The 25,546-nt window shown below is 61.2% G+C and carries 28 protein-coding genes; 19 read left to right on the top strand and 9 right to left on the bottom strand.

Features of this window, described 5'->3' with window-relative positions; all coding sequences use genetic code 11:
- Positions 1-20: 20 nt before the first annotated feature.
- Both HX807_RS29375 and aroC read right to left on the bottom strand, forming a co-directional pair.
- The gene (locus tag HX807_RS29375) at positions 21-1,172 is read right to left on the bottom strand and encodes an MFS transporter (RefSeq protein WP_177040545.1); all 1,152 of its coding nucleotides are present in this window, start codon (positions 1,170-1,172) and stop codon (positions 21-23) included.
- A gap of 148 nt (positions 1,173-1,320) precedes the next feature.
- On the bottom strand, positions 1,321-2,412 hold the full coding sequence (gene aroC, locus HX807_RS29370; protein WP_003213122.1) for a chorismate synthase: 1,092 nt from the start codon (positions 2,410-2,412) through the stop codon (positions 1,321-1,323).
- 143 nt (positions 2,413-2,555) lie between these two features.
- Here aroC and HX807_RS29365 point away from each other — a divergent pair, with 143 nt between their 5' ends.
- Complete coding sequence (locus tag HX807_RS29365) at positions 2,556-3,518, top strand: alpha/beta hydrolase (RefSeq protein ID WP_003213124.1); 963 nt, start codon at positions 2,556-2,558, stop codon at positions 3,516-3,518.
- 99 nt (positions 3,519-3,617) lie between these two features.
- The gene (locus HX807_RS29360) at positions 3,618-4,421 is read left to right on the top strand and encodes a hypothetical protein (protein ID WP_003213127.1); all 804 of its coding nucleotides are present in this window, start codon (positions 3,618-3,620) and stop codon (positions 4,419-4,421) included.
- 147 nt (positions 4,422-4,568) lie between these two features.
- Here the strand turns inward: HX807_RS29360 and prmB are convergent, their stop codons facing one another.
- Positions 4,569-5,477 (bottom strand): 50S ribosomal protein L3 N(5)-glutamine methyltransferase, encoded by a 909-nt coding sequence (gene prmB / locus HX807_RS29355; protein WP_177051913.1) that lies wholly within the window; start codon positions 5,475-5,477, stop codon positions 4,569-4,571.
- 240 nt (positions 5,478-5,717) lie between these two features.
- Here prmB and HX807_RS29350 point away from each other — a divergent pair, with 240 nt between their 5' ends.
- The 5 genes from HX807_RS29350 (at position 5,718) to HX807_RS29330 (ending at position 8,492) form a co-directional block, all read left to right on the top strand.
- Positions 5,718-6,308: a cysteine hydrolase family protein gene (locus HX807_RS29350; RefSeq protein ID WP_008433198.1), complete on the top strand. Its 591-nt coding sequence runs from the start codon at positions 5,718-5,720 to the stop codon at positions 6,306-6,308.
- A 130-nt stretch (positions 6,309-6,438) separates the two neighbouring features.
- Positions 6,439-6,759, top strand: coding sequence for a hypothetical protein (locus HX807_RS29345; protein WP_003213133.1), 321 nt, complete (start codon positions 6,439-6,441; stop codon positions 6,757-6,759).
- A gap of 75 nt (positions 6,760-6,834) precedes the next feature.
- A complete protein-coding gene (locus tag HX807_RS29340) occupies positions 6,835-7,392 on the top strand; it encodes a Smr/MutS family protein (protein ID WP_003213135.1) in 558 nt (185 codons plus the stop codon).
- 79 nt (positions 7,393-7,471) lie between these two features.
- Positions 7,472-8,017, top strand: coding sequence for a GTP cyclohydrolase I FolE (gene folE, locus HX807_RS29335; RefSeq protein ID WP_003204506.1), 546 nt, complete (start codon positions 7,472-7,474; stop codon positions 8,015-8,017).
- Between the two features lie 103 nt (positions 8,018-8,120).
- The gene (locus HX807_RS29330) at positions 8,121-8,492 is read left to right on the top strand and encodes a glutathione S-transferase N-terminal domain-containing protein (protein WP_063031984.1); all 372 of its coding nucleotides are present in this window, start codon (positions 8,121-8,123) and stop codon (positions 8,490-8,492) included.
- Positions 8,493-8,599: 107 nt separating this feature from the next.
- Here the strand turns inward: HX807_RS29330 and HX807_RS29325 are convergent, their stop codons facing one another.
- Genes HX807_RS29325 through HX807_RS29315 form a run of 3 tightly spaced genes read right to left on the bottom strand, consistent with a single transcriptional unit; the run spans position 8,600 to position 11,542 of the window.
- Positions 8,600-8,920 (bottom strand): hypothetical protein, encoded by a 321-nt coding sequence (locus HX807_RS29325; protein WP_087694789.1) that lies wholly within the window; start codon positions 8,918-8,920, stop codon positions 8,600-8,602.
- Positions 8,917-10,248, bottom strand: a complete 1,332-nt coding sequence (locus tag HX807_RS29320) for an acyclic terpene utilization AtuA family protein (RefSeq protein ID WP_177051911.1) — start codon at positions 10,246-10,248, stop codon at positions 8,917-8,919. Before HX807_RS29320 ends, HX807_RS29325 begins: the two co-directional genes overlap by 4 nt.
- A 1-nt stretch (position 10,249) precedes the next feature.
- A complete protein-coding gene (locus HX807_RS29315) occupies positions 10,250-11,542 on the bottom strand; it encodes a CitMHS family transporter (RefSeq protein WP_087694787.1) in 1,293 nt (430 codons plus the stop codon).
- 131 nt (positions 11,543-11,673) lie between these two features.
- On the opposite strand from HX807_RS29315, the gene HX807_RS29310 reads away from it, so the two are divergent.
- A complete protein-coding gene (locus tag HX807_RS29310; protein ID WP_177051909.1) occupies positions 11,674-12,570 on the top strand; it encodes a LysR family transcriptional regulator in 897 nt (298 codons plus the stop codon).
- Between the two features lie 105 nt (positions 12,571-12,675).
- Here HX807_RS29310 and HX807_RS29305 read toward each other — a convergent pair whose 3' ends face one another.
- Positions 12,676-13,278, bottom strand: a complete 603-nt coding sequence (locus HX807_RS29305; RefSeq protein WP_008432197.1) for a glutathione S-transferase family protein — start codon at positions 13,276-13,278, stop codon at positions 12,676-12,678.
- A gap of 10 nt (positions 13,279-13,288) precedes the next feature.
- Complete coding sequence (locus HX807_RS29300; protein WP_003212839.1) at positions 13,289-14,455, bottom strand: PLP-dependent aminotransferase family protein; 1,167 nt, start codon at positions 14,453-14,455, stop codon at positions 13,289-13,291.
- Between the two features lie 82 nt (positions 14,456-14,537).
- Here HX807_RS29300 and HX807_RS29295 point away from each other — a divergent pair, with 82 nt between their 5' ends.
- The 3 genes from HX807_RS29295 to HX807_RS29285 all read left to right on the top strand — a co-directional run bounded on the left by HX807_RS29295 (position 14,538) and on the right by HX807_RS29285 (position 17,200).
- Positions 14,538-14,972 (top strand): MarR family winged helix-turn-helix transcriptional regulator, encoded by a 435-nt coding sequence (locus tag HX807_RS29295; protein ID WP_003212841.1) that lies wholly within the window; start codon positions 14,538-14,540, stop codon positions 14,970-14,972.
- 191 nt (positions 14,973-15,163) lie between these two features.
- Positions 15,164-16,510: an NCS2 family permease gene (locus HX807_RS29290; RefSeq protein WP_003212843.1), complete on the top strand. Its 1,347-nt coding sequence runs from the start codon at positions 15,164-15,166 to the stop codon at positions 16,508-16,510.
- A 63-nt stretch (positions 16,511-16,573) separates the two neighbouring features.
- Positions 16,574-17,200 (top strand): LysE family translocator, encoded by a 627-nt coding sequence (locus HX807_RS29285; RefSeq protein ID WP_008432192.1) that lies wholly within the window; start codon positions 16,574-16,576, stop codon positions 17,198-17,200.
- A gap of 130 nt (positions 17,201-17,330) precedes the next feature.
- On the opposite strand, the gene uraH is transcribed toward HX807_RS29285, so the two are convergent.
- On the bottom strand, positions 17,331-17,684 hold the full coding sequence (gene uraH / locus HX807_RS29280; RefSeq protein ID WP_003209117.1) for a hydroxyisourate hydrolase: 354 nt from the start codon (positions 17,682-17,684) through the stop codon (positions 17,331-17,333).
- Positions 17,685-18,146: 462 nt separating this feature from the next.
- Between uraH and puuE the strand changes: the two genes are divergently transcribed.
- The 8 genes from puuE to HX807_RS29240 all read left to right on the top strand — a co-directional run bounded on the left by puuE (position 18,147) and on the right by HX807_RS29240 (position 25,424).
- Positions 18,147-19,073: an allantoinase PuuE gene (gene puuE / locus HX807_RS29275; protein ID WP_008432189.1), complete on the top strand. Its 927-nt coding sequence runs from the start codon at positions 18,147-18,149 to the stop codon at positions 19,071-19,073.
- A complete protein-coding gene (gene uraD, locus HX807_RS29270) occupies positions 19,070-19,585 on the top strand; it encodes a 2-oxo-4-hydroxy-4-carboxy-5-ureidoimidazoline decarboxylase (RefSeq protein ID WP_008432188.1) in 516 nt (171 codons plus the stop codon). Before puuE ends, uraD begins: the two co-directional genes overlap by 4 nt.
- Before the next feature lie 80 nt (positions 19,586-19,665).
- The gene (alc, locus tag HX807_RS29265) at positions 19,666-20,661 is read left to right on the top strand and encodes an allantoicase (RefSeq protein ID WP_003209112.1); all 996 of its coding nucleotides are present in this window, start codon (positions 19,666-19,668) and stop codon (positions 20,659-20,661) included.
- Positions 20,662-20,798: 137 nt separating this feature from the next.
- Complete coding sequence (locus tag HX807_RS29260) at positions 20,799-21,302, top strand: ureidoglycolate lyase (RefSeq protein ID WP_003209110.1); 504 nt, start codon at positions 20,799-20,801, stop codon at positions 21,300-21,302.
- A 50-nt stretch (positions 21,303-21,352) separates the two neighbouring features.
- Positions 21,353-22,654 (top strand): urate hydroxylase PuuD, encoded by a 1,302-nt coding sequence (locus tag HX807_RS29255; protein WP_008432185.1) that lies wholly within the window; start codon positions 21,353-21,355, stop codon positions 22,652-22,654.
- Between the two features lie 196 nt (positions 22,655-22,850).
- Positions 22,851-24,203: a nucleobase:cation symporter-2 family protein gene (locus HX807_RS29250; RefSeq protein WP_087694784.1), complete on the top strand. Its 1,353-nt coding sequence runs from the start codon at positions 22,851-22,853 to the stop codon at positions 24,201-24,203.
- Positions 24,204-24,246: 43 nt separating this feature from the next.
- On the top strand, positions 24,247-24,642 hold the full coding sequence (locus HX807_RS29245; RefSeq protein ID WP_134326009.1) for a hypothetical protein: 396 nt from the start codon (positions 24,247-24,249) through the stop codon (positions 24,640-24,642).
- Positions 24,639-25,424, top strand: a complete 786-nt coding sequence (locus HX807_RS29240; RefSeq protein ID WP_003209104.1) for an outer membrane protein OmpK — start codon at positions 24,639-24,641, stop codon at positions 25,422-25,424. Before HX807_RS29245 ends, HX807_RS29240 begins: the two co-directional genes overlap by 4 nt.
- The last annotated feature ends 122 nt before the right edge of the window (positions 25,425-25,546 follow it).

Raw genomic sequence — 25,546 nt, 5'->3', positions numbered from 1 at the left:
TCCTCTGTCACGGGAGCCGCTCATGGCCGCTCCTCTTGCAATCGAATGCCAATGATTAGGGCGGCGGCCAGGGCCGCGACGCTGGCAATGCTGAAGGTCAGGGTCGGCCCCAGCAGGTTCCAGCTGTAACCTGAATAGAGTGCGCCCAGCGCACCGCCGGTACCGGCCAGTGCCGCATACAGTGCCTGGCCCTGCCCTTGCTGGCGAGCACCAAAGCTGCGTTGCACGAACTGGATGGCCGCCGCGTGGAAGCTGCCGAAGGTCGCCGCGTGCATCACCTGCGCCAGCAACAGCACCCAGAAGAATTCGGCAAACGAGCCCAGCAGCAACCAGCGCAGTGCGGCCAGCAGGAAACTCGCCATCAATACCCGGCGTACCGAAAAGCGCGTGAGAATCCGGCTCATGGCCAGGAACATCAAGACTTCCGCCACCACGCCCAGCGCCCACAACATGCCGATCACGCCACGGCTGTAACCGAGGTGTTCAAGGTGCAGGGTGAGGAAGGTGTAGTACGGACCATGGCTCATCTGCATCAGCGCCACGCAGGCATAAAACGCGAGGACGCCGGGGCTGCGCAGTTGCCGCAAAAAGCCGTCACCGGCCAAGCGACTCCCCTGGCTCAGGGGCTGCGCATTCGGCACCCAGAGGCTGGCGCCGATGATGCCGGCCATGATCACCACGACCACCACCGGGTAGATATCCAGGCTCAGCCAGTCGAACAAGCGGCCCATGATCACCACGGTGAGGATAAAACCGATGGAGCCCCACAACCGCACCTGGCTGTAGCGCGAGGTCTGGCCTTGCAGGTGCGCGAGGGTGATGACTTCAAACTGCGGCAGGACCGCGTGCCAGAAGAACGCGTGCAAGGCCATCACCAGCGCCAGCCAGGCGTAGGTCTTGCTGACAAAGATCAACGAGAAACTCACCAGGGTGCACACCGCGCCAAAGCGCACGATGGCCAGGCGCCGGCCGGTGTAGTCCCCCAGCCAGCCCCACAGGTTGGGTGCCACGCAGCGCATCAGCATGGGGATGGCCACCAGCTCGCCGATGCGCGCGCTGGAGAACCCAAGGTGATCGAAGTACAACGCCAGGAACGGCGCCGTCGCCCCCAGCAGGGCGAAATAGAACAGGTAGAAGCTGGAGAGTCGCCAGTATGGAAGGGCTTGCGTCAGCATAAGTGACTTGTGGCGAGCGAGCTTGCTCGCGCTGGGGCGAGAAGCTCCCCCACTAGAAGCGCCGCAGTTCTCCAGGTCCTACCGGGTTGCAGGCTTTGGGGCCGCTGCGCAGCCCAGCGCGAGCAAGCTCGCTCGCCACACACGGTCACAGCTGGCCCAATACCGGAGTACTGACTTTTACGTCGGCGTTTTGCCCACGATGACGCAGCAGGTGGTCCATCAACACAATGGCCATCATCGCTTCGGCAATCGGCGTGGCACGGATGCCGACGCACGGGTCGTGACGGCCCTTGGTGATCACGTCCACCGGGTTGCCGTGCACATCGATCGAACGGCCTGGCGTGGTGATGCTGGACGTCGGCTTGAGGGCCAGGTGCGCAACGATTGGCTGGCCGGAGGAAATGCCGCCGAGAATGCCGCCGGCGTTGTTGCTGAGGAAACCTTCCGGGGTCAGCTCGTCACGGTGCTCGGTGCCACGCTGGGCCACACAATCGAACCCGGCGCCGATTTCCACGCCCTTGACCGCGTTGATGCTCATCAGCGCGTGGGCCAGTTCGGCATCGAGGCGGTCGAAGATCGGCTCGCCCAGGCCCGGCATCACGCCTTCGGCAACCACGGTGATCTTGGCGCCGACGGAATCCTGGTCGCGGCGCAACTGGTCCATATAGGCTTCCAGCTCCGGCACTTTATCCGGGTCTGGGCAGAAGAAAGCGTTGTCTTCGACGCTGTCCCAGGTCTTGAACGGGATTTCGATCGGGCCCAGCTGGCTCATGTAGCCGCGGATCACGATGCCCTGGGTCGCCAGGAACTTCTTGGCAATCGCACCGGCCGCCACGCGCATCGCGGTTTCCCGCGCCGAGCTGCGGCCACCGCCACGGTAGTCGCGCTCGCCGTATTTGTGGTGGTAGGTGTAGTCGGCGTGGGCCGGGCGGAACAGGTCCTTGATCGCCGAGTAGTCCTTGGACTTCTGGTCGGTGTTGCGAATCAGCAGGCCGATGGCGCAGCCGGTGGTGCGGCCTTCGAACACGCCGGAGAGGATTTCGACTTCGTCGGCTTCCTGGCGCTGGGTGGTGTGGCGGCTGGTGCCGGGCTTGCGGCGGTCGAGGTCACGCTGCAGGTCTTCCAGGGACAACTCGAGGCCCGGCGGGCAGCCGTCGACAATGGCGACCAACGCCGGGCCATGGCTTTCGCCCGCGGTGGTAACAGTGAACAGCTTGCCGTAGGTATTGCCGGACATGCAGGGCGCTCCGTGAAATCAGTTGAATCAAGTCAACCGTAATAACTTAAGGCGGCCAGTATACGCAGGCTAACCGACTAGTTCATCCTCGAAACCTTACCGGTAGACGTTGGTCCAACCGGCACCTTCCTCATGATGGCGCGATGATGCTGCGAGTTCTGCTTTTGACCCTCACTCTGTTTTCCAGCCTTGGCTTCGCCGCCTCCCCTGTCGTGCTGCAACGGCCCATCAGCCTGGACACCGGCAGTGGCGAGCTGTTTGGTTCGCTGTTGTTGCCCAAATCCGACAAGCCGGTGCCGGTGGTGCTGATCATCGCCGGCTCCGGGCCCACCGACCGCAACGGCAACAGCGCCGACGGCGCACGCAACGACAGCCTCAAGCGCCTGGCCTGGGTGCTGGCCAGGCACAACATCGCCAGCGTGCGCTACGACAAGCGCGGCGTGGCCGCCAGCCTTGCCGCCACCCCCGATGAACGCAACCTGACTCTGGATGCCTACGTGTCCGACGCCGTGGCCTGGGGCAAGTTGCTCAAGGCCGACCCACGCATGGGCCCGCTGATTGTGCTGGGCCACAGCGAAGGTGCACTGGTGGCCGCCCTCGCCGCCCCGCAGCTCAACCCGGCCGGGGTGATTTCCCTGTCGGGCAGCGCGCGCCCGGTGGACCAGGTGATCCGCCAGCAACTGGCCGACCATATGCCTCCAGCGCTGTTACTGCGCAGCAACCAGATTCTCGATCACCTCAAGGCCGGCCAGGTGGACGCCGATGTGCCCACCCCCCTTGAGGGCATTTTCCGCCCCAGCGTGCAGCCCTATCTGATCAGCCTGTTCCGCGCCGACCCTTCGGCGGCCTTTGCCAAATTGACCATGCCGGCGCTGATCGTCCAGGGCACCAATGACCTGCAGGTCGGCGTGGCCGATGCGCAACAATTGCAGAAGGCCAAGCCCGACGCCGAGCTGACGGTGATCGAAGGCATGAACCACGTGATGCGCATCGTGCCCAACAACGTGAAGCAGCAACTGGAGTCCTATAACGACCCGCAGTTGCCGCTGGCGGCTGAACTGGGCACACGCCTGGTTCGCTTTATCGACGGACTTCGCGCCAGTTAAGCGAGTATTGCCCTCCAGTCCTGAGCAAAACGGCCGATAAGCCATGGGTCGACAGCAAAAAGCCTGTCGGCCCGCAGAGCTTGGACAGGATCGCGCCGAATGACGAACACCGAAGCAACACCCGAACCTACCGCCGACACCACGGCTGACACCGAGGCCGCCGCATCGGCCGCGTTACCGTGGGCGGAGGTGCAGGCCGAACATTTCAAGATGCTGCGCCTGGCCCCTTTGGCCACCGACCGTGCCACGGGCGTGCGGCCCCTGCGCTTTGTGCAGTTTGGCTGGGCCGAACGCAACAACAAGGACCACAGCCTGCTGCGCATGGTCATTCAGTTGCCGGGCCAGCGGGTGCGCCGGGAACAGAACCATTTGGATATCTGGGTCGATCACGCGACCCATCGGGTGCACTTTGGCCCGGGCAACAGCCTGGAGATCGAGCCGGCTAACCGCGGCATCGGCCGTTTCCTGGTAGCCCAGGGCGCCGCCTGGGCGAAAAAGAAGTGGTCGCACTACCGCGTCGACGGCGTCGACCTGGCCAACAAGGACGCCCTTAACGAAGCCACGCGCCTGCGCCGGGATCACTTCCTGCGTATCCAGGGCTTTGATGTGGCGTACGCCGATGTCCAGCATTTGAAGGGCAACGTGCAGCCGGGCAAGGTCAGCGATGTGCTGGACAGCTGGAACACCGAAAAGCTGCAGTTCGTGGAGATTCTGGAAGCGGCGCAGATGCTGCAACAGGCCGAGCAGAACCTGGCGGAACAGGAAGTGAAACTGCGCAAGGAAGAGGAAAAGGTCACCAAGTTCAAGCGCGAAGACAGCGGGTTGCGCTTCACGATTACGTGCCTGGTGGCGTTTACCGTGTTTCAGGCGGGGTTGTTGATCTGGATTGCGACGCATCGATAATCCGGTTTATCAATTGAAACCGGATCAAAATGTGGGAGCGGGCTTGCTCGCGAATGCGGTGTGTCAGTCACCGGATATCTTGACTGAGCCACCGCATTCGCGAGCAAGCCCGCTCCCACACTGACCGCGTTACCCACTTGGAAGCGGTTAAACCCTGGCGGCGAACACCGCCTGATGCACCCGGCATTGCTCGGCCGTCAACATGAACACGCCATGCCCGCCGCGCTGGAACTCCAGCCAGGCGAAGTCCACTTCGGGGTACAACGCCTCGACGTGAACCTGGCTGTTGCCCACCTCGACAATCAACAGGCCCTTCTCGGTCAAGTGATCTGCCGCCTCGGCCAGCATCCGCCGAACCAGGTTCAGGCCGTCGTCACCGCAGGCCAGGCCCAGCTCCGGCTCGTGCTGGTATTCATCCGGCATGTCGGCAAAGTCTTCGGCGTCGACATACGGCGGGTTGGACACGATCAGGTCAAAACGCTGGCCCGGCAAACCATCAAAGCCGTCGCCCTGAACGGTATACACGCGCTCATCGACGCCATGGCGCTCGATGTTCTGGTTGGCCACCTCCAGCGCTTCGAAGGACAGGTCGCCCAGTACCACTTCGGCGTCCTGGAACTCGTAGGCGCAGGCAATACCGATGCAACCGGAACCGGTGCACAGGTCCAGAATGCGTGCCGGCGGTGTGCCCAGCCACGGTTCGAAGCGGTTTTCGATCAGTTCGCCAATCGGTGAGCGGGGAATCAATACACGCTCATCAACGATAAACGACATGCCGCAGAACCAGGCTTCCTTCAACAGGTAAGCGGTCGGCACACGCTCGTGGATACGGCGGTGCAGCAACCGTTGCACGTGGGAGATTTCCTCTTCTTCCAGGTTGCAATCCAGGTAACTGTCGGCAATTTCCCATGGCAGGTGCAAGGCGCCGAGCACCAGTTGCCGGGCTTCGTCCCAGGCGTTGTCGGTGCCATGGCCAAAAAACAGGTCTTCCCCATGGAAACGGCTGACGGCCCATCGGATGTGGTCGCGCAAGGTGCGCAGGCGGGAAGTGATCACGGGGGCAAGCTCCTGGAAAAAACGACCGGCGATTCTAACAGTCTTAAGCTGTACCGACGATGTACGAAAAAACCCTTTGCCGCACGTCGGATTTCATCTTAAACGTGGTTTTTGCCTAAACGTAGTGCCCTATTGACATCGCTGCACGCCAACAACGGCGTACCTTACGATGGTAGCGATTCACAGAAGCGCTCAGCCAGAGGACAATGTCACAAAAGCCCCACTCACAGGAGCCCCAGAATGTCCGTTCCAAAGACGATGTTTCAACTCAGCGGTCGTGGTTACGCAGCGGCGAACCTGAACCATGCGACCCTCGTGATCATCGACGCCCAGAAGGAATACCTCAGTGGTCCCCTCGCCCTCTCGGGCATGGACGCTGCTGTCGAAAATATCAAGCAACTGGCGGCTGCCGCGCGCAACGCCGGGCGCCCGATCGTGCATGTGCGCCACTTGGGCACTGTCGGCGGGTTGTTTGACCCTCAGGGCGAGCGCGGTGAGTTCATTCCTGGCCTTGAGCCACAGGCCGACGAAACCATCATCGGCAAGCTGCTGCCCAGCGCCTTCCACGGCACCGGCCTGGAGAAACACCTGCAAGACCTCGGTTCCCTGGACCTGATCGTCTGCGGCTTCATGAGCCACTCCAGCGTCAGCACCACGGTGCGTGCGGCAAAAAACCTGGGCTTTCGCTGCACTCTGGTGGAAGACGCCTGCGCCACCCGCGACCTGCCTTACAAGGGCGGCATCCTCAGCGCCGACCACGTGCAGCAGACTGAAATGGCCATCATGGCTGACAACTTCGCCACCCTCGCCTTGACCAAAGATCTGATCTGATCGACCTTCGATGAGCGGGTAGCCGCCCGCTCATCCGCAAATACCTGTCATTTGCTGCAATTGCCTCTGTACCCGGAACAACCTGTGTATCTTCCGGTCGAAGGGCCGATACCCTGGAGGAAAGGTCGGAATGAAGATATCCGATGGTTTTGATGCTCGTCGCTTGCGCCCCAAGGGCCCGAGCAACTGGCGTCTGCGCATCGGCGCCGGCTTTGCCGCGCTGTTGGCGATAGGTGGCGTACTACTGGCAATTGCTGGCGGCGCTGGTTTGGTTGGACACTCACCGGCCCTGGGCGAGCTGAATGCCAGCCCTGGCGGTTCTGCAATACTCTTGGTCATCGGCCTGCTGGTGCTGTGGTTCGGCGTATGGCTGTGGCGCCGTTGCCGTCGGCGCATGCGCCAACCGCTGTCACTGAACATCGCTTCGCACCTGATGAAAAAGCACGACTGATGGCGTACAGATAGCGTTTGTTGCGCATCAAGCCGCCGCGATTAGGTAAACTGCCCGCCCTTCGCGGAGGCTGACATGCAAGACGACGATTTTTCCCTATTCAAGAACGAGCTGCGCGGCGTCAAGCCGATCAAGCATGATCGCGCCGACACCGGCAAACCCAAGACCGATCGCGCCCAGATCGCCAAGCTGCGTCAGGCCGCGACCGTGCGCACGGACGCCACCACCGTGGACGGCCTGTCGGATCAATTCGTTATCGATGTAGGTCCCGAAGACGAGTTGATGTGGGCCCGCGACGGCGTGCAGGAAAGCCAGATGCGCAAGCTCAAGGTCGGCCAGATCCCGTTCGAGGGCAGTCTCGACCTGCACGGCATGACCGTCGAAAAAGCCCGCGAAACCCTCTGGGCGTTCCTCGCCGAAGCCACCAAATTCGAAATCCGCTGCGTGCGCGTCACCCACGGCAAGGCCGTGCGCCTGGACGGCAAGCGGCCGATGATCAAAAGCCACGTCAACACCTGGTTGCGCCAGCACTCCCAGGTGCTGGGTTTTACCTCATGCCAGCCACGTCACGGCGGCGCTGGCGCGGTGTATGTGATGCTCAAGCGCACCATGATGGAAGGCCGCGACGAGTAACAAGTGCCATCGTCAGGCTTGCAGCGATGTGTTGGCCGCCGTACCCTTGCCCTTTGCGAAAATCCCACTAGGTAGTTTCATGTCCCTGGAACAGAATTACACCGCGATCCTCGGCCAGCTCGGCGAGGACGTTTCCCGCGAGGGCCTGCTCGACACGCCAAAACGTGCCGCCAAGGCCATGCAGTATCTCTGCCGCGGTTATGAACAGACCCTCGAAGAAGTCACCAACGGTGCCTTGTTCAGCTCTGACAACAGCGAAATGGTGCTGGTCAAGGACATCGAGTTGTACTCGCTGTGCGAACACCACCTGCTGCCGTTCATCGGCAAGGCTCACGTCGCGTATATCCCGAGCGGCAAAGTGCTGGGCCTGTCGAAGGTCGCGCGTATCGTCGATATGTATGCCCGCCGCCTGCAGATCCAGGAAAACCTCAGCCGCCAGATCGCCGATGCGGTCCAGCAGGTCACCGGCGCCCTGGGCGTTGCAGTGGTGATCGAGGCCAAGCACATGTGCATGATGATGCGCGGTGTGGAGAAGCAGAATTCGTCGATGATCACGTCGGTGATGCTGGGTGAGTTCCGCGAAAACGCGGCGACCCGCAGCGAGTTTCTCAGCCTGATCAAGTAATACGCGGCATCTGGAAAAACCGGCGTTCATCGCCGGTTTTTTTTCGCCTGTGAAAAATCAGGTAAGCTGCGCCCCCTTAAGTCTAGGGCAAGAGGTTTCAGCCATGTTCGTCAAAGCACTTCGAGTGGGCCTCGGCCACGTCATCATCGCCGGCGACTTCCTGACCCGTCCGCGCAAAAAGCAGCGCCCTGCCGAACAACAGGCGCAGGTGAACGCAGCGGCCAAGGACCTGACCCTGTATCAATTCCACGCCTGCCCGTTCTGCGTGAAGACCCGCCGCACCCTGCACCGCCTGAACGTGCCGGTGGCCTTGAAGGATGCGAAGAACAACGAGCAGGACCGCCAGACCCTGCTGGAGCAAGGCGGCAAGATCAAGGTGCCATGCCTGCGCATCGAAGAGAACGGCCAGACCACCTGGATGTACGACTCCAAGGTGATCATCGATTACCTCGACAAGCGGTTTGCGGCGGTCTGACAAACAGCGAGGATCCAGTGTGGGAGCGGGCTTGCTCGCGAAGGCGGAGTATCAGCCACAGACGTAGTGGCTGATACTCCGCCTTCGCGAGCAAGCCCGCTCCCACATTAGTTTGGTATTGCCAATTCAAGATCCAACAATGCTGAGCCCAGGCACTTGCCATGGGCGTCCAGCGCCAGCGACCGCGTCACCCCGCCCCGCAGGATCCCCGGCAACACGAAGTTCAGTGCCTGCACATTGGGCAACTCATAACGCCGCACCGGTGCAGCGCCCGCTTCCAGCAACGGCGCAAAAAATGCCGCCACCACCTCAGCCGTCAATTGCTCGCAGAGCAGCGGATAGTCCTCGGCCCGATACGCAATGATCGAGATGTTCGAGGTGTCGCCCTTGTCTCCCGTTCGGGAGTGGGCCAGGGTGTGCAGCTTCATGCTTCGATCCTCGGGTTGACCGCGTGACGAGGCAGCAGCAACGATGCCACCGCCACCACCTGGCGCAGGCTCTTGCTGGCGCCACCGCCGCCGGACGGGCCGTTGGTGTAGAGGGTTTCCACTTCATTGCCGACACGCACCGCCTCGCTGCGTTCTGCGCAGCGGGCGGCTATGCGCAGGCGCACTTCCCACGGTTCAACCGTGCTGCGCGGGCCGTGCAGGGAGTCGACGCCGATCAATTCGGCACGCACGTCCTGCATGCGCACGCCGGTCAACTCCAAGCGTTTCAGGACCACATCGCGAGCCAGTTGCGCACGAGCGACCGCGCCCGGGCCACCGTAGGAAATCTGCCCCTCACCGATCCAGCCGTCCAGATAACCGACGCTGACTTTCAACGCTTCTGGACGTGGCCGTCCGCTCGCGCCGTGGGCACGCACCCGGTCCACGACTTCTTCGGTAAACGCCACCTGGGAAAAATCCGCGCACACGTCCGGTGTGAGGTAGGCCGCCGGGTCGTGCACTTCGTAGATCAATTGTTCGGTGCACGTGGCACGGCTGACCCGCCCACCGGAACCTGCGACCTTGGTGATCAAGGCCTCGCCGTCTGGGTCAATCTCGGCCAATGGAAAGCCCAGGCGTGCCAGGTCGTCCACATCCTTGAAGCCCGGATCGGCAAAGTAGCCACCGCTGACCTGCCCCGCACATTCCAGTAAATGCCCCACCAGCGTGCCGCGCCCCAGCCGTTGCCAATCATCCGCAGCCCAGCCGAATTCGAACATCTGCGGCGCCAGGAACAACGAAGGGTCTGCGACCCGGCCGGTGATCACCACGTCGGCCTCGGCGCGCAAGGCGTCGATAATGCCGTCGGCGCCCAAATAGGCGTTCGCGGAAATCAATCGCTCGCCCAACGAGCCAAGGGTCTGACCGTTGTCGAGCAACTGCTCCGGCTGGGCACGCAAGGTCTCAAGCACGTCGTCGCCAACCACCGCCAGCACCTTGAGGTTAAGCCCCAGTTCACTGGCAATCCGCCGCACTTCAACCGCCGCCGCCACCGGATTGGCCGCGCCCATATTGGTGATTACCCGCAGGCGTCGGCGCCCTTCGGACCGGCCGACAAAGGGCAGCACGCGGCGCATGCGCTCACTCAACAGCGGGTCGTAACCGCCTTGTGGATCGCTGATCCGCGCCTGTTGCGCCAGGGCGATGGTGCGTTCGGCCAGGCATTCGAAGACCAGGTAATCCAGGTCGCCCTGTTCGGCCAATTCCACCGCAGGTTCGATACGGTCGCCGGAGTAGCCGGCGCCGGAACCGATGCGCAAGGTTTTCATTTCAAATCACTCCCAGGAGCAAAGCCGTCAGAGTCATCAACACCGACGCGGCAAACAGAAAGGGGATGGTGAAGCGCTGGTGATCGGCCAATTCGATCTTGCACAGGCCCACCAACAGGAAGGTCGCCGGCGTCAACGGGCTGACCGGAAAGCCGGTGGTGTGCACGCCCAGCAACGAGGCCTGGGCCACTTGCAGCGGGTCGACGCCCAAGGCCTTGCCGACTTCGGCGATCACCGGCATCACGCCGAAGTAGTAGGAATCCGGGTCAAACAGCATGCTCAGCGGCATCGACAGGAAGCCCACCACCGCAGGGATCAACTTGCCGTGGCCCGCCGGAATCTGCGCCACCGCCACTTCGGCGATGGCCTTGAGCATGCCGGTGCCTTGCATGATGCCGGTGAACACACCGGCAGCGAGCAGGATGCTGGCCATGGTCAGGGCGGTTTTTGCGTGGGCGTCGATCCGCGCGCGTTGGGCGTCGACGTTCGGGTAGTTGATGCACAGCGCCACCACGGTGCCGAGCATGAACATCACCACCGGGTCGACCCAACCGGCGATCATCACCACCATCACCAGTACCGTCAGGATCAGGTTGACCCAGAACAGCCGCGGGCGACGCAGGGCAATGTCATCGTCGCTGAGCACCCGTTGCGGCACGGCGTCCACGCTGGAACCAGCGCCCAGGCCCAGGCGTTTTTCTTCCCGGTGGCCCAGCCACCAGGCGCAGGCGAATACAAAGACCAGGCCGACGATCTGCACCGGGATCAGCGGCTGGAACAAGTCCGCCACCGGCACGTGCAGCGCCGCCGAGGAACGCAGTACCGGGCCGGTCCACGGCAGGAAGTTGACCCCGGCCGCCATCGCCGCCACACACGCGAGGATGCGTTTATCAATTCCCAGCCGCGTGTACAGCGGCAGCATCGCCGGCACCGTCACCAGGAAGGTCACCGCGCCGGAGCCGTCGAGGTGCACCAGCAGGGCCAGGGTCGCGGTACCGACGACAATCCTTGTAGGACGCGTCCCTACCGTGCGCAGGATGCGATCAATGATTGGATCCAGCATGCCGGCATCGGTCATGATCCCGAAGAACAGGATCGCGAACACAAACATCCCCACCACGGGGGCGACGTTCTTGATGCCGGTGATGATGAAGGCGCTGGTTTGCAGGCCGAAACCGCCCAGCAGCGCGGCGATGATCGGCAAGGCAATCAGGGCCACCAGTGGCGACAGGCGTTTGCTCATGACGGCAGTGAGCAGGCACAGGATGGTGATGACACCCAGGGTAGCGAGCATGGGGTAGCTCCAGAACGGCGTTTTCGGCCGGTTATTGTTTTCCCTGGAGTATTGGAATCGCGTTAGGCTTTGTAAATTGGAATATTCGGCACCCCACATTCGAAAAAACAAAACGCCCGAGCAAAATAAAAATGAAAAATTCGATCCAGCATATCCAGGCGTTTCTCGCCGTTGCCCGCACGGGCAGCTTTACCAAGGCCGCCAACGAACTGCATTTGTCGCCCTCGGCGCTGACCGTGCAGGTGCAGCAACTGGAAGAGTGGCTAGGGGTTGCCCTGCTCGACCGCAGCCCGCGCCACGTCAGCATCACCGCCGCCGGCCTGGATGCACGCGGGCCGATGGAGAAGCTGTTGCTGGACCTGGACAACATCGTCACCGGCTCCCGTGACCTGGCAGCGCTACGACGAGGCGTGGTGACCATCGCCGCCCTGCCCTCCGTGTGCGCCGGCGCGTTGCCTCCCGCCCTGCGCCTGTTTCGCGAGCGTTTTGCCGGGATCGAGGTGCGCTTGCATGACCTGGTTGCTCACCGCATTCATGCGCAAGTGCGTTCGGGCGAGGTGGATTTCGGTATTGGTGTGCGGGCGCGGCTGAGCCACGGGTTGGCGTTTGTGCCGGTGCTGAATGATCGGTTATGTGCGTTCGTGCCGCTGGATCATCCGCTGACTCGTTTTGCAAAGTTGAGCCTGGAGCAACTGGCCGACCAGCCGATCATCCTCACCGGCCGCGACAGCAGCGTGCGGGAACAGGTGGACGCGTTGTTCGATGACACACGCCTGACGATGCTCGCGGGGATGGAGGCCAACTACATGTCGACCGTGTTGGCGTTGGTGCGGCAGGGCTTGGGGATCAGTGTGTTGCCGGAATCGGCGGCGGACAGTCTGGAGGGGTTGAAGCGGATTACCATTGATCATCCGGGGGTGAACCGGGAGATCGGGTTGATCAGTCGCAGTGGACAGCCGTTGAGCCCAGCGGCGCAGCGCTGTTTTGAGTTGCTCAGTGAAGAATTACCTGGCGCACCGCAAAACTAAATGTGGGAGCGGGCTTGCTCGCGAAGGCGGTGGGTCAGCCAATACATGTGCTGACTGGTACACCGCCTTCGCGAGCAAGCCCGCTCCCACATTTTTGACCGCATTTCAGCCCAGCATCGGCACATGCTTGGGATGGCTGGCCACGCGCTTCAACCAGGCTTGCACACCTGGATAGGCGCTCAGGTCAAAGCCACCTTCATCCGCCACATGGGTGTAGGCATACAGCGCCACGTCGGCAATCGAGAATTGGTCGCCCACCAGATACGGTGTCAATTGCAACTGGCGCTCCATCACCTTCAGGGCTTTATAACCGCCCTTGTGCAGCTTCTTATATTCCTCCAGGCGATCTTCCGGCAGCCCCAGGTAAAACTGGATAAACCGCGCCACCGCGATGTACGGCTCGTGGCTGTACTGCTCGAAAAACTGCCACTGCAGAACCTGGGTGCGCAGGCGCGGTTCGCTGGGCAGGAACTCGCTGCCATCGGCCAGGAAGTTGAGAATCGCATTGGACTCCCACAGGCAGGTGCCGTCTTCCAGCTCCAGCACCGGGATCTTGCCGTTGGGGTTCTTGGCCAGGAACTCCGCGGTCTGGGTGTCGCCCTTCAGGATGTCGACATCGATCCACTCATAGTCGATGCCCAACAGGCTGAGCATGAGTTTGACTTTGTAGCAGTTGCCCGATTTGTAATCGCCGTAGACCTTGTACATGGAGGCTCCCCTATGCCGCTTGCGCGTGCTGTGCTTGACGGACCACCGCAGCGAGACGCTTGAGACCTTCGTCCAAGCGCGCCGGGTCGATATGGCTGAAATTGAGCCGCAGGTGACCGTGATGATTGTCCGGCTCGGAAAAGAACGGTTCACCGGGCATGAACGCGATGTCCTGGTCGAGCGCAGGTGCCAACAAGGTGCGGGTATCGAGCGGCTGTTTCAAGGTCAGCCAGAAGAATAATCCGCCCTGGGGTATTTGCCAGTCGGCCAGGTCGCTGAAATGCCGCGCCAGTGCAGCCTGGAAAGCGTCGCGCCGGCCCCGGTAAAAGCTGCGCAACTCTACCAGGTGATGCTGGTATTTCTCGGTGCCGATCCATTGCATCGCCTGCCACTGGCCAACGCGGTTGGTGTGCAGGTCGGCTGATTGCTTGAGTTTGAGCAGGTGCGGGAACAGGTCCGGACTGGCGATCAGGTAGCCGACCCGCAGGCCGGGCAACAAGGTCTTGGATACGGTGCCGGTGTAGATCCAGCTGGCCTTTTTCAGCCGGCTGACGATGGGTTGCGCGCTGCCGCCGTCGAAGGTCAGTTCGCGGTAGGGTTCGTCTTCGATCAGGGTTACGCCAAACTCGTCCAGCAACGCGGCGACGGCCTCGCGCTTGGCATCGCTGTAGCGCACCGCCGAAGGGTTCTGGAACGTCGGGATCAGGTAGACGAAGGACGGGCGATGCTGCTCAAGGCTGCTGCGCAAGGCTCTGAGGTCCGGACCGTCCGCCTCAAGCTGTACGGTCAGGCAATCGGCGCCGAACAATTGGAAAATCTGCAATGCCGCAAGGTAAGTCGGGCCTTCCAGGAGGATTTTGGTGCCCTTGTCGATGTACAGCTTGGCCGCCAGGTCCAGGGTTTGCTGGGAGCCGCTGACCACCATGACCTGGCGCGCATCGCAGGCAATACCCAGCACCCGCGCCTCGGCCGCCAGCAATTCACGCAACTGTGGCTCGCCTTCGCTCATGCCGTATTGGCCGATATTCAGCGGCATGCCTTCCCAATCCAGCGTGGGCAGCATCACTTCGGCCGGCAGGCCACCGGCGAAGGACATCACCTGCGGCTTTTGCGCCGCCGCGAGGATTTCACGGATCAGGGAGCTTTTAAGACGCGAAACACGTTCTGAGAAGGCCATAAGGGTCACCGGTAGCAAAGCCTGGGGAAAATACGTCAAACTGCTTGACCGAAATTACGACGACTTGGGCAGATACGTCAATATGCTTGACCTTAAAAACCAGACCAGCCAGCAAACCGCCATGGAAGCCTTCTTCTTCGGCTACCAGGCGTTCACCGCCAAGGCTGACGAAATGCTGGAGCGCCGCGGCTTGAGCCGGGTGCATCAACGCATCGTGTTTTTTATCGCGCGCTACCCGGCCTTGAGCGTCAAGGAGCTGCTGGAACTGCTCGGCGTGAGCAAACAGGCGCTGAACATGCCGTTGCGCCAACTGCAGGAGATGCACCTGGTGGACAGCGTGGCGTCCGAGACCGACAAGCGTAAGCGCCTGCTGGAGTTGACCGAGGAAGGCCGGCGTTTCGAACAATCGCTGCGGCGCGAACAGGTAAAGCTGCTGCAACGGGCGTTTGCCGAGGCAGGCGAGACGGCGGTAGAAGGCTGGCTGGCGGTAAACAAGGCACTCAGTGGCCAATCCTGAATTGCCTTTCATCCCCTTTCGCACACAAAATAGAAAACATTATTTGCTTTATTTGTATACAAAAGCATAATTCGCTTCGTGCGAGTTCCTGACCTATTGGTCAACAAAACCCGCTGGTACCTCAAAGCGCTGCTGCCCACTCATGTGTCCGGCGCTGGAAATAACAATAAAACTCTTGAGGAGTACTTGCTGTGGAAAGCCGCAAATCCGAAGCCCCTACGCTCGACCTCTCGCCAACCCACAACGGTTGGCTGGAACGCCTGTTCAAACTCCGCTTGCATGGCACCACAGTGAAGACCGAGCTGATCGCTGGCCTCACGACCTTTATCACCATGGCCTACATCATCTTCGTCAACCCCAACATCATGGCCGACGCCGGCATCGATCACGGCGCGGCGTTTGTCGCCACCTGCATCGCCGCCGCGCTGGGTTGCCTGCTGATGGGCCTGTACGCCAACTGGCCAGTAGGCCTGGCGCCGGGCATGGGCCTGAACGCGTTTTTCACCTACACCGTGGTCGGGACCATGGGCTACAACTGGGAGACGGCACTGGGTGCGGTGTTTATCTCCGGTGTGTTGTTCATGATCCTGACGCTCTCACGCATTCGCGAGTGGCTGCTCAACAGCATTCCGGTGAGCCTGCGCCATGCCATGGGCGCCGGCGTCGGATTGTTTCTCGGGGTGATCGGCCTGAAAACCGCCGGCATCATCGTGCAAAGCCCGGCCACCCTGATCAAGCTCGGCTCCCTGCATGAACCCGCCCCATTGCTGGCGGCCATCTGCTTCCTGTTGATTGCGATCCTCAGCTACCACCGGGTATTCGGCGCGATCCTGATCAGCATCATCGCCGTGACCCTCGCCGGTTGGGGCCTGGGCCTGGTGGAGTACCACGGCATCCTGGCCACCCCGCCAAGCCTGGCGCCGACCTGGATGGCCATGGACGTGATGGGCGTGTTCAACGTCAGCATGATCAGCGTGGTGTTCGCCTTCCTGTTTGTGCACATGTTCGACACCGCCGGCACCTTGATGGGCGTGGCCCAGCGTGCAGGCCTGGTGAATGCCGACGGCAAGATCGAAAACCTCTCCCGCGCCCTGAAAGCCGACAGCGCCTCCAGCGTGTTCGGCGCCATGGTCGGCGTGCCGCCAGTCACCAGTTACGTGGAAAGCGCCGCCGGGGTTGCCGCCGGTGGCCGTACCGGGCTGACCGCCGTCACCGTGGGTGTGCTGTTTATCGCAGCGATGTTTTTTGCCCCGCTGGCTGGCATGATTCCGGCCTATGCCACCGCCGGCGCGTTGATCTATGTGGCGATGCTGATGATGAGCGGCATGGCCCATATCAATTGGGACGACGCCACCGACAGCATTCCGGCGATCGTCACGGCGATCATGATGCCCCTGACCTTCTCGGTGGCCGACGGCATCGCCCTGGGTTTCATCACCTACGTGGCGCTGAAGGCCGGCACGGGTAAACACAAGGAAATTTCCATCAGCCTGTGGGTGCTTTGCGCGATCTTCATCGCCAAGTTCGCGTTCCTGTAGGCCAACCCGCTTGACCCTGCCTCACCCCGTCGGGTGGGGCTTTTGTACGAATGGAGGAATGCAATGAGTCTGGAAACCTGGCTGCTGTTCAGCGGCGCTGCGCTGGTGGTGATCCTGATCCCCGGCCCCCTGTCCTTATTGATGATCAGCAACAGCCTGAACTACGGCCTGCGCCGTTCGTACCCGGCCTTTCTCGGCGGGGTGATTGCTTCGATCTGCCTGCTGAGCGCCTCGGCGCTGGGTTTGGGTGCGTTGTTGTTGGCCTCGGAACAGCTGTTCAGCGCCCTGAAGATCGTCGGCGCGCTGTACCTGTTCTACCTCGCCTGGCAGAGCTGGCAGCAATCCCGGCAACCGGCCCACGTCGCCGACGTACCGCAAGTGGCCGCCACCCCGCGATTTCGTGCGCTGTTTGGCCGGGCCTTTGTGCTGGGCGCCAGCAACCCGAAGGACATCCTGTTTTTCGCCGCCTTCCTGCCGCAATTCCTCAGTGCCCAGCAGGCCTTTTTGCCGCAGTTGCTGATCATGATCGCCACCTGGACCGTGCTCGACCTGCTGTGCAAACTGGCCTACGGCCTCGGCGCCCATGGCGCCGCGCGCTACCTGCGCAGCGGCAGGGGCCAGAGCTGGTTCAACCGGATCAGCGCGGGCTTGTTCACAGGCGCCGGCGCTGCGTCGCTATTGAGCCGCTGAAGATCCAGCCCCGATCGCACTGAAGATCGGGGCCGCCTTTATGGTGCAATCAGCAGGCGAAAAAAAGCCCGCAGTGTGAGCGGGCGAAAAACCAACGAAGAGCTTTGGGGGTGTGAAGCGCGGTGACGACTCAGCTACCGCGATAGGTGGAGTAGCTGTAAGGCGAAATCAGCAAAGGCACGTGGTAGTGATCCTGTTCGGCGCTGATGCCGAAGCGCAGCACCACCACATCGAGAAATGCAGGTTCGGGCAGTTGCACACCGCGGGCGCGGTAGTAATCACCGGCGCTGAACTGCAACTGATAGACACCGCTGCGGTAGTCATCGCCTTGCAGCAGGGGTGCATCGCAGCGGCCGTCGCTGTTGGTCAGGGTGCTGGCAACCAGCTCAAGCTGTGCGCCCTCGACACGGTACAACTCAACCTTGATTGCGCTGCCAGGGCAGCCATGCGCGGCGTCCAATACGTGTGTGGTCAAACGTCCCATAGCGTCTGCGCGCCTCCCGAAGTCAGTAAAAAGTGAAAGACCGCACCTTTTCAGGTCACTGAAAAAGTCGGCGATGGCTGATTAAGACACTTTTCAAAAAAATTGTACACAATAAATTCAACAAGCCTGCGCTCCGTTGCTGACGCCGATACTGTAGGAGCGAGCTTGCTCGCGAAGATCGTTAACGATAACGCAGCGCTTCAGGGTTAACGAGGCGCTCTCAGGTTTTTCGCGAGCAAGCTCGCTCCTACAGTGAATGAGGTTTTTTTCAATTTAGCTGACCAGTCAGGCAGGTTTCTTGCAGTGCTACTCTGCAAAGACCCTGCGGAAAAAATGCAGAAATACAGGCTTACAAAGTGCACACTAAGTTGTATACAATCAGTCATCGTTGTGACGCCACCCAGTCTTTCCGCTGCCCGGCCGCCACACACACCGCTACCACGAACAAGAAGGAAGACTGCAGTGAGCGCTGACTACCCACGCGACCTGATCGGTTACGGCAGTAACCCTCCTCACCCACACTGGCCAGGCAAGGCCCGTATCGCCCTGTCGTTCGTACTCAACTACGAAGAAGGTGGTGAGCGCAACATCCTGCACGGCGACAAAGAGTCGGAAGCCTTCCTGTCCGAAATGGTCTCGGCGCAACCGCTGCAAGGCGAGCGCAACATGAGCATGGAATCGCTGTACGAATACGGCAGCCGGGCCGGCGTGTGGCGCATCCTCAAGTTGTTTAAAGAATTCGATATCCCGCTGACTATCTTCGCCGTGGCCATGGCCGCCCAGCGCCACCCGGATGTGATCCGCGCGATGGTCGCCGCCGGCCACGAGATCTGCAGCCACGGCTACCGCTGGATCGACTACCAATACATGGATGAGGCCCAGGAACGCGAGCACATGCTCGAAGCGATCCGCATCCTCACCGAACTCACCGGCGAGCGCCCACTGGGCTGGTACACCGGCCGCACCGGCCCCAACACCCGGCGGCTGGTGATGGAGGAAGGCGGCTTCCTCTATGACTGCGACACCTATGACGACGACCTGCCCTACTGGGAACCCAACAACCCGACCGGCAAGCCGCACCTGGTGATCCCCTACACCCTGGACACCAATGACATGCGCTTCACCCAGGTCCAGGGTTTCAACAAGGGCGACGACTTTTTCGAATACCTGAAAGACGCCTTCGACGTGCTGTATGCCGAAGGCGCGGACGCACCGAAAATGCTCTCCATCGGCTTGCACTGCCGCCTGATCGGCCGCCCGGCACGCCTGGCCGCCCTCAAGCGGTTTATCGAATACGCCAAGGGCCATGACCAGGTGTGGTTTACCCGCCGCGTCGACATCGCCCGTCACTGGCATGACGTACACCCTTTCCAGGGAGCCGCCAAATGACCGCGTTCCAAACCCTGAAACCGTCGAGCCTGAGCCGCGACGAATTCGTCGCAGCCTTCGCCGACATCTACGAACATTCGCCATGGGTGGCCGAAAAGGCCTTCGACCTGGGCCAGGACGCTTCGATCGACGAGATCGAAACCCTGCACCAGCGCATGAGCGACATCCTGTTGAGCGCCGATCACACCAGTCAACTGGCCCTGATCAACGCTCACCCGGACCTGGCGGGCAAAGCGGCCGTCCAGGGCCAGTTGACCGAAGCCAGCACTAATGAACAGGCTGGCGCCGGTATTCACCAATGCTCGAGCGACGAGTTTTCGCGCTTCACCGAGCTGAACGATGGCTACAAGGCCAAGTTCAAGTTTCCCTTCATCATGGCGGTAAAAGGCAGCAACCGGCACCAGATCCTTGCCGCGTTTGAAACGCGCATTCACAACTCGGTGGAAGCCGAGTTCAAATGTGCGCTGGCCGAGATCAATAAAATCGCGTTGTTCCGATTACTGACCCTTTAGCAGACCTGGCCCGAGCGGTTCATGAACGCCCAGGGCCTGGCGAGCATCCCAAGCCACTTACTTTAAGGCAGACAAGAAGAATGAAAGCGCAACCCGTACCTTTCGAAAAGTTCGTCAACCTGGCCGACGCCCGCCTGGGCACCAAGATCATCTCTGTCACCGATGACTGGTTCGCCGACGCCAACCGCCTGTTCCAGCCGACCCCGGCCGTGTGGAAGGAGGGCGTTTTCGATGACAACGGCAAGTGGATGGACGGCTGGGAGTCGCGCCGCAAGCGCTTCGAAGGCTACGACAGCGCAGTTATCCGCCTGGGCGTACCGGGTTCGATCAAAGGCGTGGACATCGACACTTCATTCTTCACCGGCAACTTCCCGCCATCGGCGTCCCTGGAAGCCTGCTTCCTCGCGAGCGGCGAGCCGGATGACAACACCCAATGGGTTGAAGTGCTGTCGGCTGTGGAGCTGCAAGGCAACAGCCATCACTTCCACGAGATCAACAACGACCAGGCCTTCAGCCACCTGCGTTTCAACATCTACCCGGATGGTGGCGTGGCCCGTCTGCGTGTGTACGGCATTCCGTTCCGCGACTGGTCGGCGGTGGGCGACAACGAACAGGTGGACCTGGCTGCTGCATTGAACGGCGGCCGCGCACTGGCCTGCTCCGATGAACACTTCGGGCGCATGAGCAACATCCTCAACCCGGGCCGTGGCATCAACATGGGCGATGGCTGGGAAACCGCACGTCGTCGTACGCCGGGCAATGACTGGGTGATCGTCGCACTGGGCCACCCGGGCGAGATCGAGAAGATCGTGGTCGACACCCTGCACTTCAAGGGCAACTACCCGGACACTTGCTCGATCCAGGGCGCATTCGTGAAGGGCGGCACCGACAGCCAGATCGAAACCCAATCGCTGTTCTGGCGCGAACTGCTGCCGGCGCAGAAACTGGAAATGCACGCTGAACACACGTTTGCCGAGCAGATCAAGGCGCTGGGCCCGATCACCCACATTCGTCTGAATGTGTTCCCGGATGGTGGTGTGAGCCGCCTGCGGGTTCTCGGTAAGGTCTCGAAGTAACACCCGATCGTTCCCACGCTCTGCGTGGGAATGCATACCGTGACGCTCTGCGTCACAAGAGCGGACGCAGAGCGTCCAGGGCGGCGTTCCCACGCAGAGCGTGGGAACGATCCATACACAAGATTAAGAAGACAGCCATGCGCACACTGATGATCGAACCCCTGACCAAAGAAGCCTTCGCCCCTTTCGGAGACGTTATCGAAACCGATGGCAGCGATCACTTCATGATCAACAACGGGTCGACCATGCGCTTTCATAAACTGGCGACGGTTGAAACCGCCACGCCAGAAGATAACGCGATCATCAGCATCTTCCGCGCCGACGCGCAGGACATGCCGCTGACCGTGTGCATGCTGGAACGACACCCGCTGGGCAGCCAGGCTTTCATCCCGCTGCTCGGCAACCCCTTTCTGATCGTGGTCGCGCCACTTGGCGATGAACCTGTATCGGGCTTGGTCCGCGCCTTCGTTACCAACGGCAGGCAGGGCATTAATTACCATCGCGGCGTCTGGCACCACCCGGTGCTGACGATCGAAAAGCGGGATGACTTCCTGGTGGTTGATCGCAGTGGCACAGGCAATAACTGCGATGAGCATTTTTTCAAAGAGGATGAGCGGTTGATCCTCGCCCCCCACCAATAAGAGAAGGTCTGATCACTCGACGACAGAGTGACAGGCGAGAGGTAAAGACTGTGGAAGCACATTTGATGGAATGGCTGAACCTGAGCGTGCGCTGGGTTCACATGATCACTGGCGTCGCCTGGATCGGCGCTTCGTTCTACTTCGTCTGGCTGGAAAACAACCTCAACCGCGTGAACCCCAAGGACGGCCTCGCCGGTGACTTGTGGGCGATCCACGGTGGCGGTATCTACCACCTGGAAAAATACAAACTGGCCCCGCCGACCATGCCGGACAACCTGCACTGGTTCAAATGGGAAGCCTACTTCACCTGGATGTCCGGCATCGCGCTGCTGTGCGTGGTGTTCTACGCCAACCCGACCTTGTACCTGCTGGCCCCGGGCAGCAGCCTCAGCGGTCCGGAAGGTGTGTTGCTGGGCCTCGGCTCGCTGCTGGCCGGCTGGTTCATCTACTCCTTTCTCTGCGACTCGGCACTGGGCAAGCGCCCCGCCCTGCTCGGCCTGATCCTGTTCGTGCTGTTGATTGCCGCCGCGTACGGCTTCAGCAAGGTGTTCAGCGGTCGTGGTGCGTACCTGCATGTGGGCGCCGTGATCGGCACCATCATGGTGGGCAACGTGTTCCGCATCATCATGCCGGCCCAGCGTGCGCTGGTGGCGGCCATCGCCGAAAACCGCACGCCCGACCCGGCACTGCCGGCCAAGGGTTTGCTGCGTTCGCGGCACAACAACTACTTCACCTTGCCGGTGCTGTTCATCATGATCAGCAACCACTTCCCGAGCACCTACGGCAGCCAATACAACTGGCTGATCCTCGCAGGTATCGCGGTGGCGGCGGTGTTGGTGCGTCACTACTTCAACACCCGTCACAACAGCCAGAAATACGCCTGGACCTTGCCGGTGGGCGCACTGGCAATGATTTGCCTGGCCTACGTGACCGGCCCAAAACCGGTGGCGACTGCACCGGAAGTGGCCAAGGCGCCAGCGGCCATCGAGTACCAGCCGCTGCCGGAAACGGCGTTGGGTGGCGGGCTTAAACCGGCTGCTCCAGCGGCACCTGCACCGGCACCTGCCGAAGCAGCACCGGCCCAGGCATCGATTGATTTTGACAAGGTCCACGGGGTGATCCAGGAGCGCTGCGCGGTGTGCCATTCGGCCAAGCCGACAAGCCCGCTGTTCAGCACCGCACCGGCCGGGGTGATGTTTGATACGCCGCAGCAGATCCAGCAAATGGCCCCGCGCATCCAGGCACAGGCCGTGGCCAGCCAGATCATGCCGCTGGGCAATATCACCCAGATGACCCAGCAGGAACGGGACTTGATTGGCACCTGGATCACTCAGGGGGCGCGTACCAACTGACTGATTAACGCAGGACTAGTGTGGGAGCGGGCTTGCTCGCGAATGCGGTGTGTCATTCAACACTTCAGGTGACTGAACCACCGCGTTCGCGAGCAAGCCCGCTCCCACATGGGATCTGCGGTGTGCTTTGACGAATGAGTTCCACCCGGCAATTGAATGCCGAACAACACAACAATAAAAAGATCCGAGGTGTTGCATGTCCCAGCTAGAAACGCAGACTCCTGCCGCGCCCGCCATGGTGCGGCTGCCCCTCTTGCAACTGATTCTGGTAGGCCTGCAACACGTCTTGCTGATGTACGGTGGCGCCGTCGCCGTGCCTTTGATCATCGGCCAGGCCGCGGGCCTGAGCCGTGAAGAAATCGCCTTCCTGATCAACGCCGACCTGCTGGTGGCGGGCATCGCAACCATGGTCCAGTCCTTCGGCATCGGCCCGGTAGGCATTCGTATGCCGGTGATGATGGGCGCCAGTTTCGCCGCTGTCGGCAGCATGGTGGCCATGGCCGGCATGCCCGGCATCGGCCTGCAGGGGATCTTCGGTGCGACCATCGCCGCCGGTTTTTTCGGCATGGTGATCGCGCCGTTCATGTCCAAGGTCGTGCGCTTCTTTCCACCGCTGGTGACCGGTACCGTGATCACCGCCATTGGTCTTTCGCTGTTTCCCGTCGCGGTCAATTGGGCCGGCGGTGGCGCAGCGGCGTCCACGTTTGGCTCACCGATTTACCTGGCGATTGCCGCGCTGGTGCTGGCCACCATCCTGCTGATCAACCGTTTCATGCGCGGCTTCTGGGTGAATATCTCGGTGCTGATCGGCATGGCCCTCGGCTACGGGCTGTGCGGGATGATCGGCATGGTCGACCTCAGCGGCCTGGCGCGCGCCCCGTGGGTGCAAGTGGTGACGCCACTGCATTTCGGCATGCCCAAGTTCGAGTTGGCACCGATCCTGTCGATGTGCCTGGTGGTGGTGATCATCTTCGTCGAGTCCACCGGGATGTTCCTCGCCCTGGGCAAGATCACCGGCCAGGAAGTCACGCCGAAAATGCTCCGCCGTGGCCTGTTGTGTGACGCCGGCGCATCGTTTTTTGCCGGGTTCTTCAACACCTTCACCCACTCCTCGTTCGCGCAGAACATCGGCCTGGTGCAGATGACCGGCGTGCGCTGCCGTTCGGTGACGATCGTGGCCGGCGCGTTCCTGATTGTGCTGAGCCTGCTGCCCAAGGCCGCCTTTTTGGTAGCGTCGATTCCACCCGCAGTGCTGGGCGGCGCGGCGATTGCCATGTTCGGCATGGTGGCAGCCACCGGGATCAAGATCCTCCAGGAAGCCGACATTGCCGACCGCCGTAACCAGTTGCTGGTGGCGGTGAGTATCGGCATGGGATTGATCCCGGTGGTACGTCCCGAATTCTTTGCACAGCTGCCGCTATGGATGAGCCCGATCACTCACAGCGGCATCGCCATGGCCACGATCAGCGCGCTGTCGCTGAACCTGTTATTCAACATCCTGGGTGGCGCCGAACGCGCTGCCCCAAGCGCTCACGCACACCCACATTGATTCCTGCGTCACAACAAAAACAATAACGATCAGGGAACACACCATGTACGCCATTCACCCGGGGCCGGCCACGCGCCGTGCCCCATTCTCGCCCCGCGCGCTCTTTAACGGCGCACTTGAGCACAGGCCTGGGAGTCAGTATTCTCGGCGCCCGCTCAAATCGACTCAAAAAAAAACAGCGAATGTAAAAGCTGACTGCAAGGCCAACTTATCCCGGCCCCACGTCCGCAGCCAACGTGTGCAAAAACTCTCCGAATTCGACTGTGTTCATCACAGCCGACGGGGATTTTTTGGCTTTTTAAACACCTTGGCGCAGCTCTTGCTAAAAGCATCAAAGCTGACCGAACAGACGATTTTTGCGGCAAGCCAAAAGACGCCACACCAGAGCGTCCGCTTAGAAAAAAAACCAGAAACCTTTACCTCGGGAGCAACCGAATGAAACGTACCGTGAACAGCCTGATGCTGGCAGGATCCCTGCTGGCCGGGGGCCAGGCCATGGCCGGTGATCTGCTGCAGTGGCAGAACAACAGCCTGACTTATCTGTGGGGCAAGAACTTCACTGTTAACCCGCAGATCCAGCAAACCGTGACCTTCGAACACGCCGACGCGTGGAAGTACGGCGACAACTTCTTCTTCCTCGACCGCATCTTTTACAACGGCAAGGAAGACGGCAATGTCGGCCCAAGTACTTACTACGGCGAGTTCAGCCCACGCTTGTCGTTCGGCAAGATTTTCGACAAGGACTTGTCGTTCGGTCCGATCAAGGACGTGTTGCTGGCGTTCACTTACGAGTTCGGCGAAGGCGACAACGAGTCGTACTTGCTCGGCCCGGGCTTCGACCTGGCAATCCCTGGTTTCGACTACTTCCAGCTGAACTTCTACCAGCGCCAGACCGAAGGCAATCGCCCGGGTGACGGCGTATGGCAGATCACACCGGTGTGGTCGTACACGATCCCGGTGGGCAACTCCAATGTGCTGATCGACGGCTTCATGGACTGGGTGGTGGATAACGACAAGAACGCCCGCGGCACTTACCACGCCAACCTGCACTTCAACCCGCAGATCAAATATGACCTGGGCAAGGCGTTGCATTGGGGCGAGAAGCAGTTGTATGTCGGTATCGAATACGACTACTGGAAGAACAAGTACGGGATCCAGGACAGCGGCGCATTCGAGACCAACCAGGACACTGCGAGCCTGTTGGTGAAGTACCACTTCTAACCACACCGCCTATCCCCTGTGGAATCGGGTTTATGTGGGAGCGGGCTTGCTCGCGAATACGGTGGGTCAGTCAATACATCTGGCGACTGACACACCGCATTCGCGAGCAAGCCCGCTCCCAC

The sequence above is a fragment of the Pseudomonas sp. D8002 genome (assembly GCF_013385695.1).
In the GTDB taxonomy this organism is placed as follows: domain Bacteria; phylum Pseudomonadota; class Gammaproteobacteria; order Pseudomonadales; family Pseudomonadaceae; genus Aquipseudomonas.
This window is presented reverse-complemented; position numbering and strand designations above follow the sequence as displayed.

Excerpts from the sequence above, each read along its gene's own strand:
- aroC (WP_003213122.1), bottom strand. The coding sequence starts at position 2,412 with ATGTCCGGCAATACCTACGGCAAGCTGTTCACTGTTACCACCGCGGGC.
- HX807_RS29365 (WP_003213124.1), top strand. The coding sequence starts at position 2,556 with ATGATGCTGCGAGTTCTGCTTTTGACCCTCACTCTGTTTTCCAGCCTT.
- HX807_RS29360 (WP_003213127.1), top strand. The coding sequence starts at position 3,618 with ATGACGAACACCGAAGCAACACCCGAACCTACCGCCGACACCACGGCT.
- HX807_RS29350 (WP_008433198.1), top strand. The coding sequence starts at position 5,718 with ATGTCCGTTCCAAAGACGATGTTTCAACTCAGCGGTCGTGGTTACGCA.
- HX807_RS29345 (WP_003213133.1), top strand. The coding sequence starts at position 6,439 with ATGAAGATATCCGATGGTTTTGATGCTCGTCGCTTGCGCCCCAAGGGC.
- HX807_RS29340 (WP_003213135.1), top strand. The coding sequence starts at position 6,835 with ATGCAAGACGACGATTTTTCCCTATTCAAGAACGAGCTGCGCGGCGTC.
- folE (WP_003204506.1), top strand. The coding sequence starts at position 7,472 with ATGTCCCTGGAACAGAATTACACCGCGATCCTCGGCCAGCTCGGCGAG.
- HX807_RS29330 (WP_063031984.1), top strand. The coding sequence starts at position 8,121 with ATGTTCGTCAAAGCACTTCGAGTGGGCCTCGGCCACGTCATCATCGCC.
- HX807_RS29325 (WP_087694789.1), bottom strand. The coding sequence starts at position 8,920 with ATGAAGCTGCACACCCTGGCCCACTCCCGAACGGGAGACAAGGGCGAC.
- HX807_RS29320 (WP_177051911.1), bottom strand. The coding sequence starts at position 10,248 with ATGAAAACCTTGCGCATCGGTTCCGGCGCCGGCTACTCCGGCGACCGT.
- HX807_RS29315 (WP_087694787.1), bottom strand. The coding sequence starts at position 11,542 with ATGCTCGCTACCCTGGGTGTCATCACCATCCTGTGCCTGCTCACTGCC.
- HX807_RS29310 (WP_177051909.1), top strand. The coding sequence starts at position 11,674 with ATGAAAAATTCGATCCAGCATATCCAGGCGTTTCTCGCCGTTGCCCGC.
- HX807_RS29305 (WP_008432197.1), bottom strand. The coding sequence starts at position 13,278 with ATGTACAAGGTCTACGGCGATTACAAATCGGGCAACTGCTACAAAGTC.
- HX807_RS29300 (WP_003212839.1), bottom strand. The coding sequence starts at position 14,455 with ATGGCCTTCTCAGAACGTGTTTCGCGTCTTAAAAGCTCCCTGATCCGT.
- HX807_RS29295 (WP_003212841.1), top strand. The coding sequence starts at position 14,538 with ATGCTTGACCTTAAAAACCAGACCAGCCAGCAAACCGCCATGGAAGCC.
- HX807_RS29285 (WP_008432192.1), top strand. The coding sequence starts at position 16,574 with ATGAGTCTGGAAACCTGGCTGCTGTTCAGCGGCGCTGCGCTGGTGGTG.
- uraH (WP_003209117.1), bottom strand. The coding sequence starts at position 17,684 with ATGGGACGTTTGACCACACACGTATTGGACGCCGCGCATGGCTGCCCT.
- uraD (WP_008432188.1), top strand. The coding sequence starts at position 19,070 with ATGACCGCGTTCCAAACCCTGAAACCGTCGAGCCTGAGCCGCGACGAA.
- alc (WP_003209112.1), top strand. The coding sequence starts at position 19,666 with ATGAAAGCGCAACCCGTACCTTTCGAAAAGTTCGTCAACCTGGCCGAC.
- HX807_RS29260 (WP_003209110.1), top strand. The coding sequence starts at position 20,799 with ATGCGCACACTGATGATCGAACCCCTGACCAAAGAAGCCTTCGCCCCT.
- HX807_RS29250 (WP_087694784.1), top strand. The coding sequence starts at position 22,851 with ATGTCCCAGCTAGAAACGCAGACTCCTGCCGCGCCCGCCATGGTGCGG.
- HX807_RS29245 (WP_134326009.1), top strand. The coding sequence starts at position 24,247 with ATGTACGCCATTCACCCGGGGCCGGCCACGCGCCGTGCCCCATTCTCG.
- HX807_RS29240 (WP_003209104.1), top strand. The coding sequence starts at position 24,639 with ATGAAACGTACCGTGAACAGCCTGATGCTGGCAGGATCCCTGCTGGCC.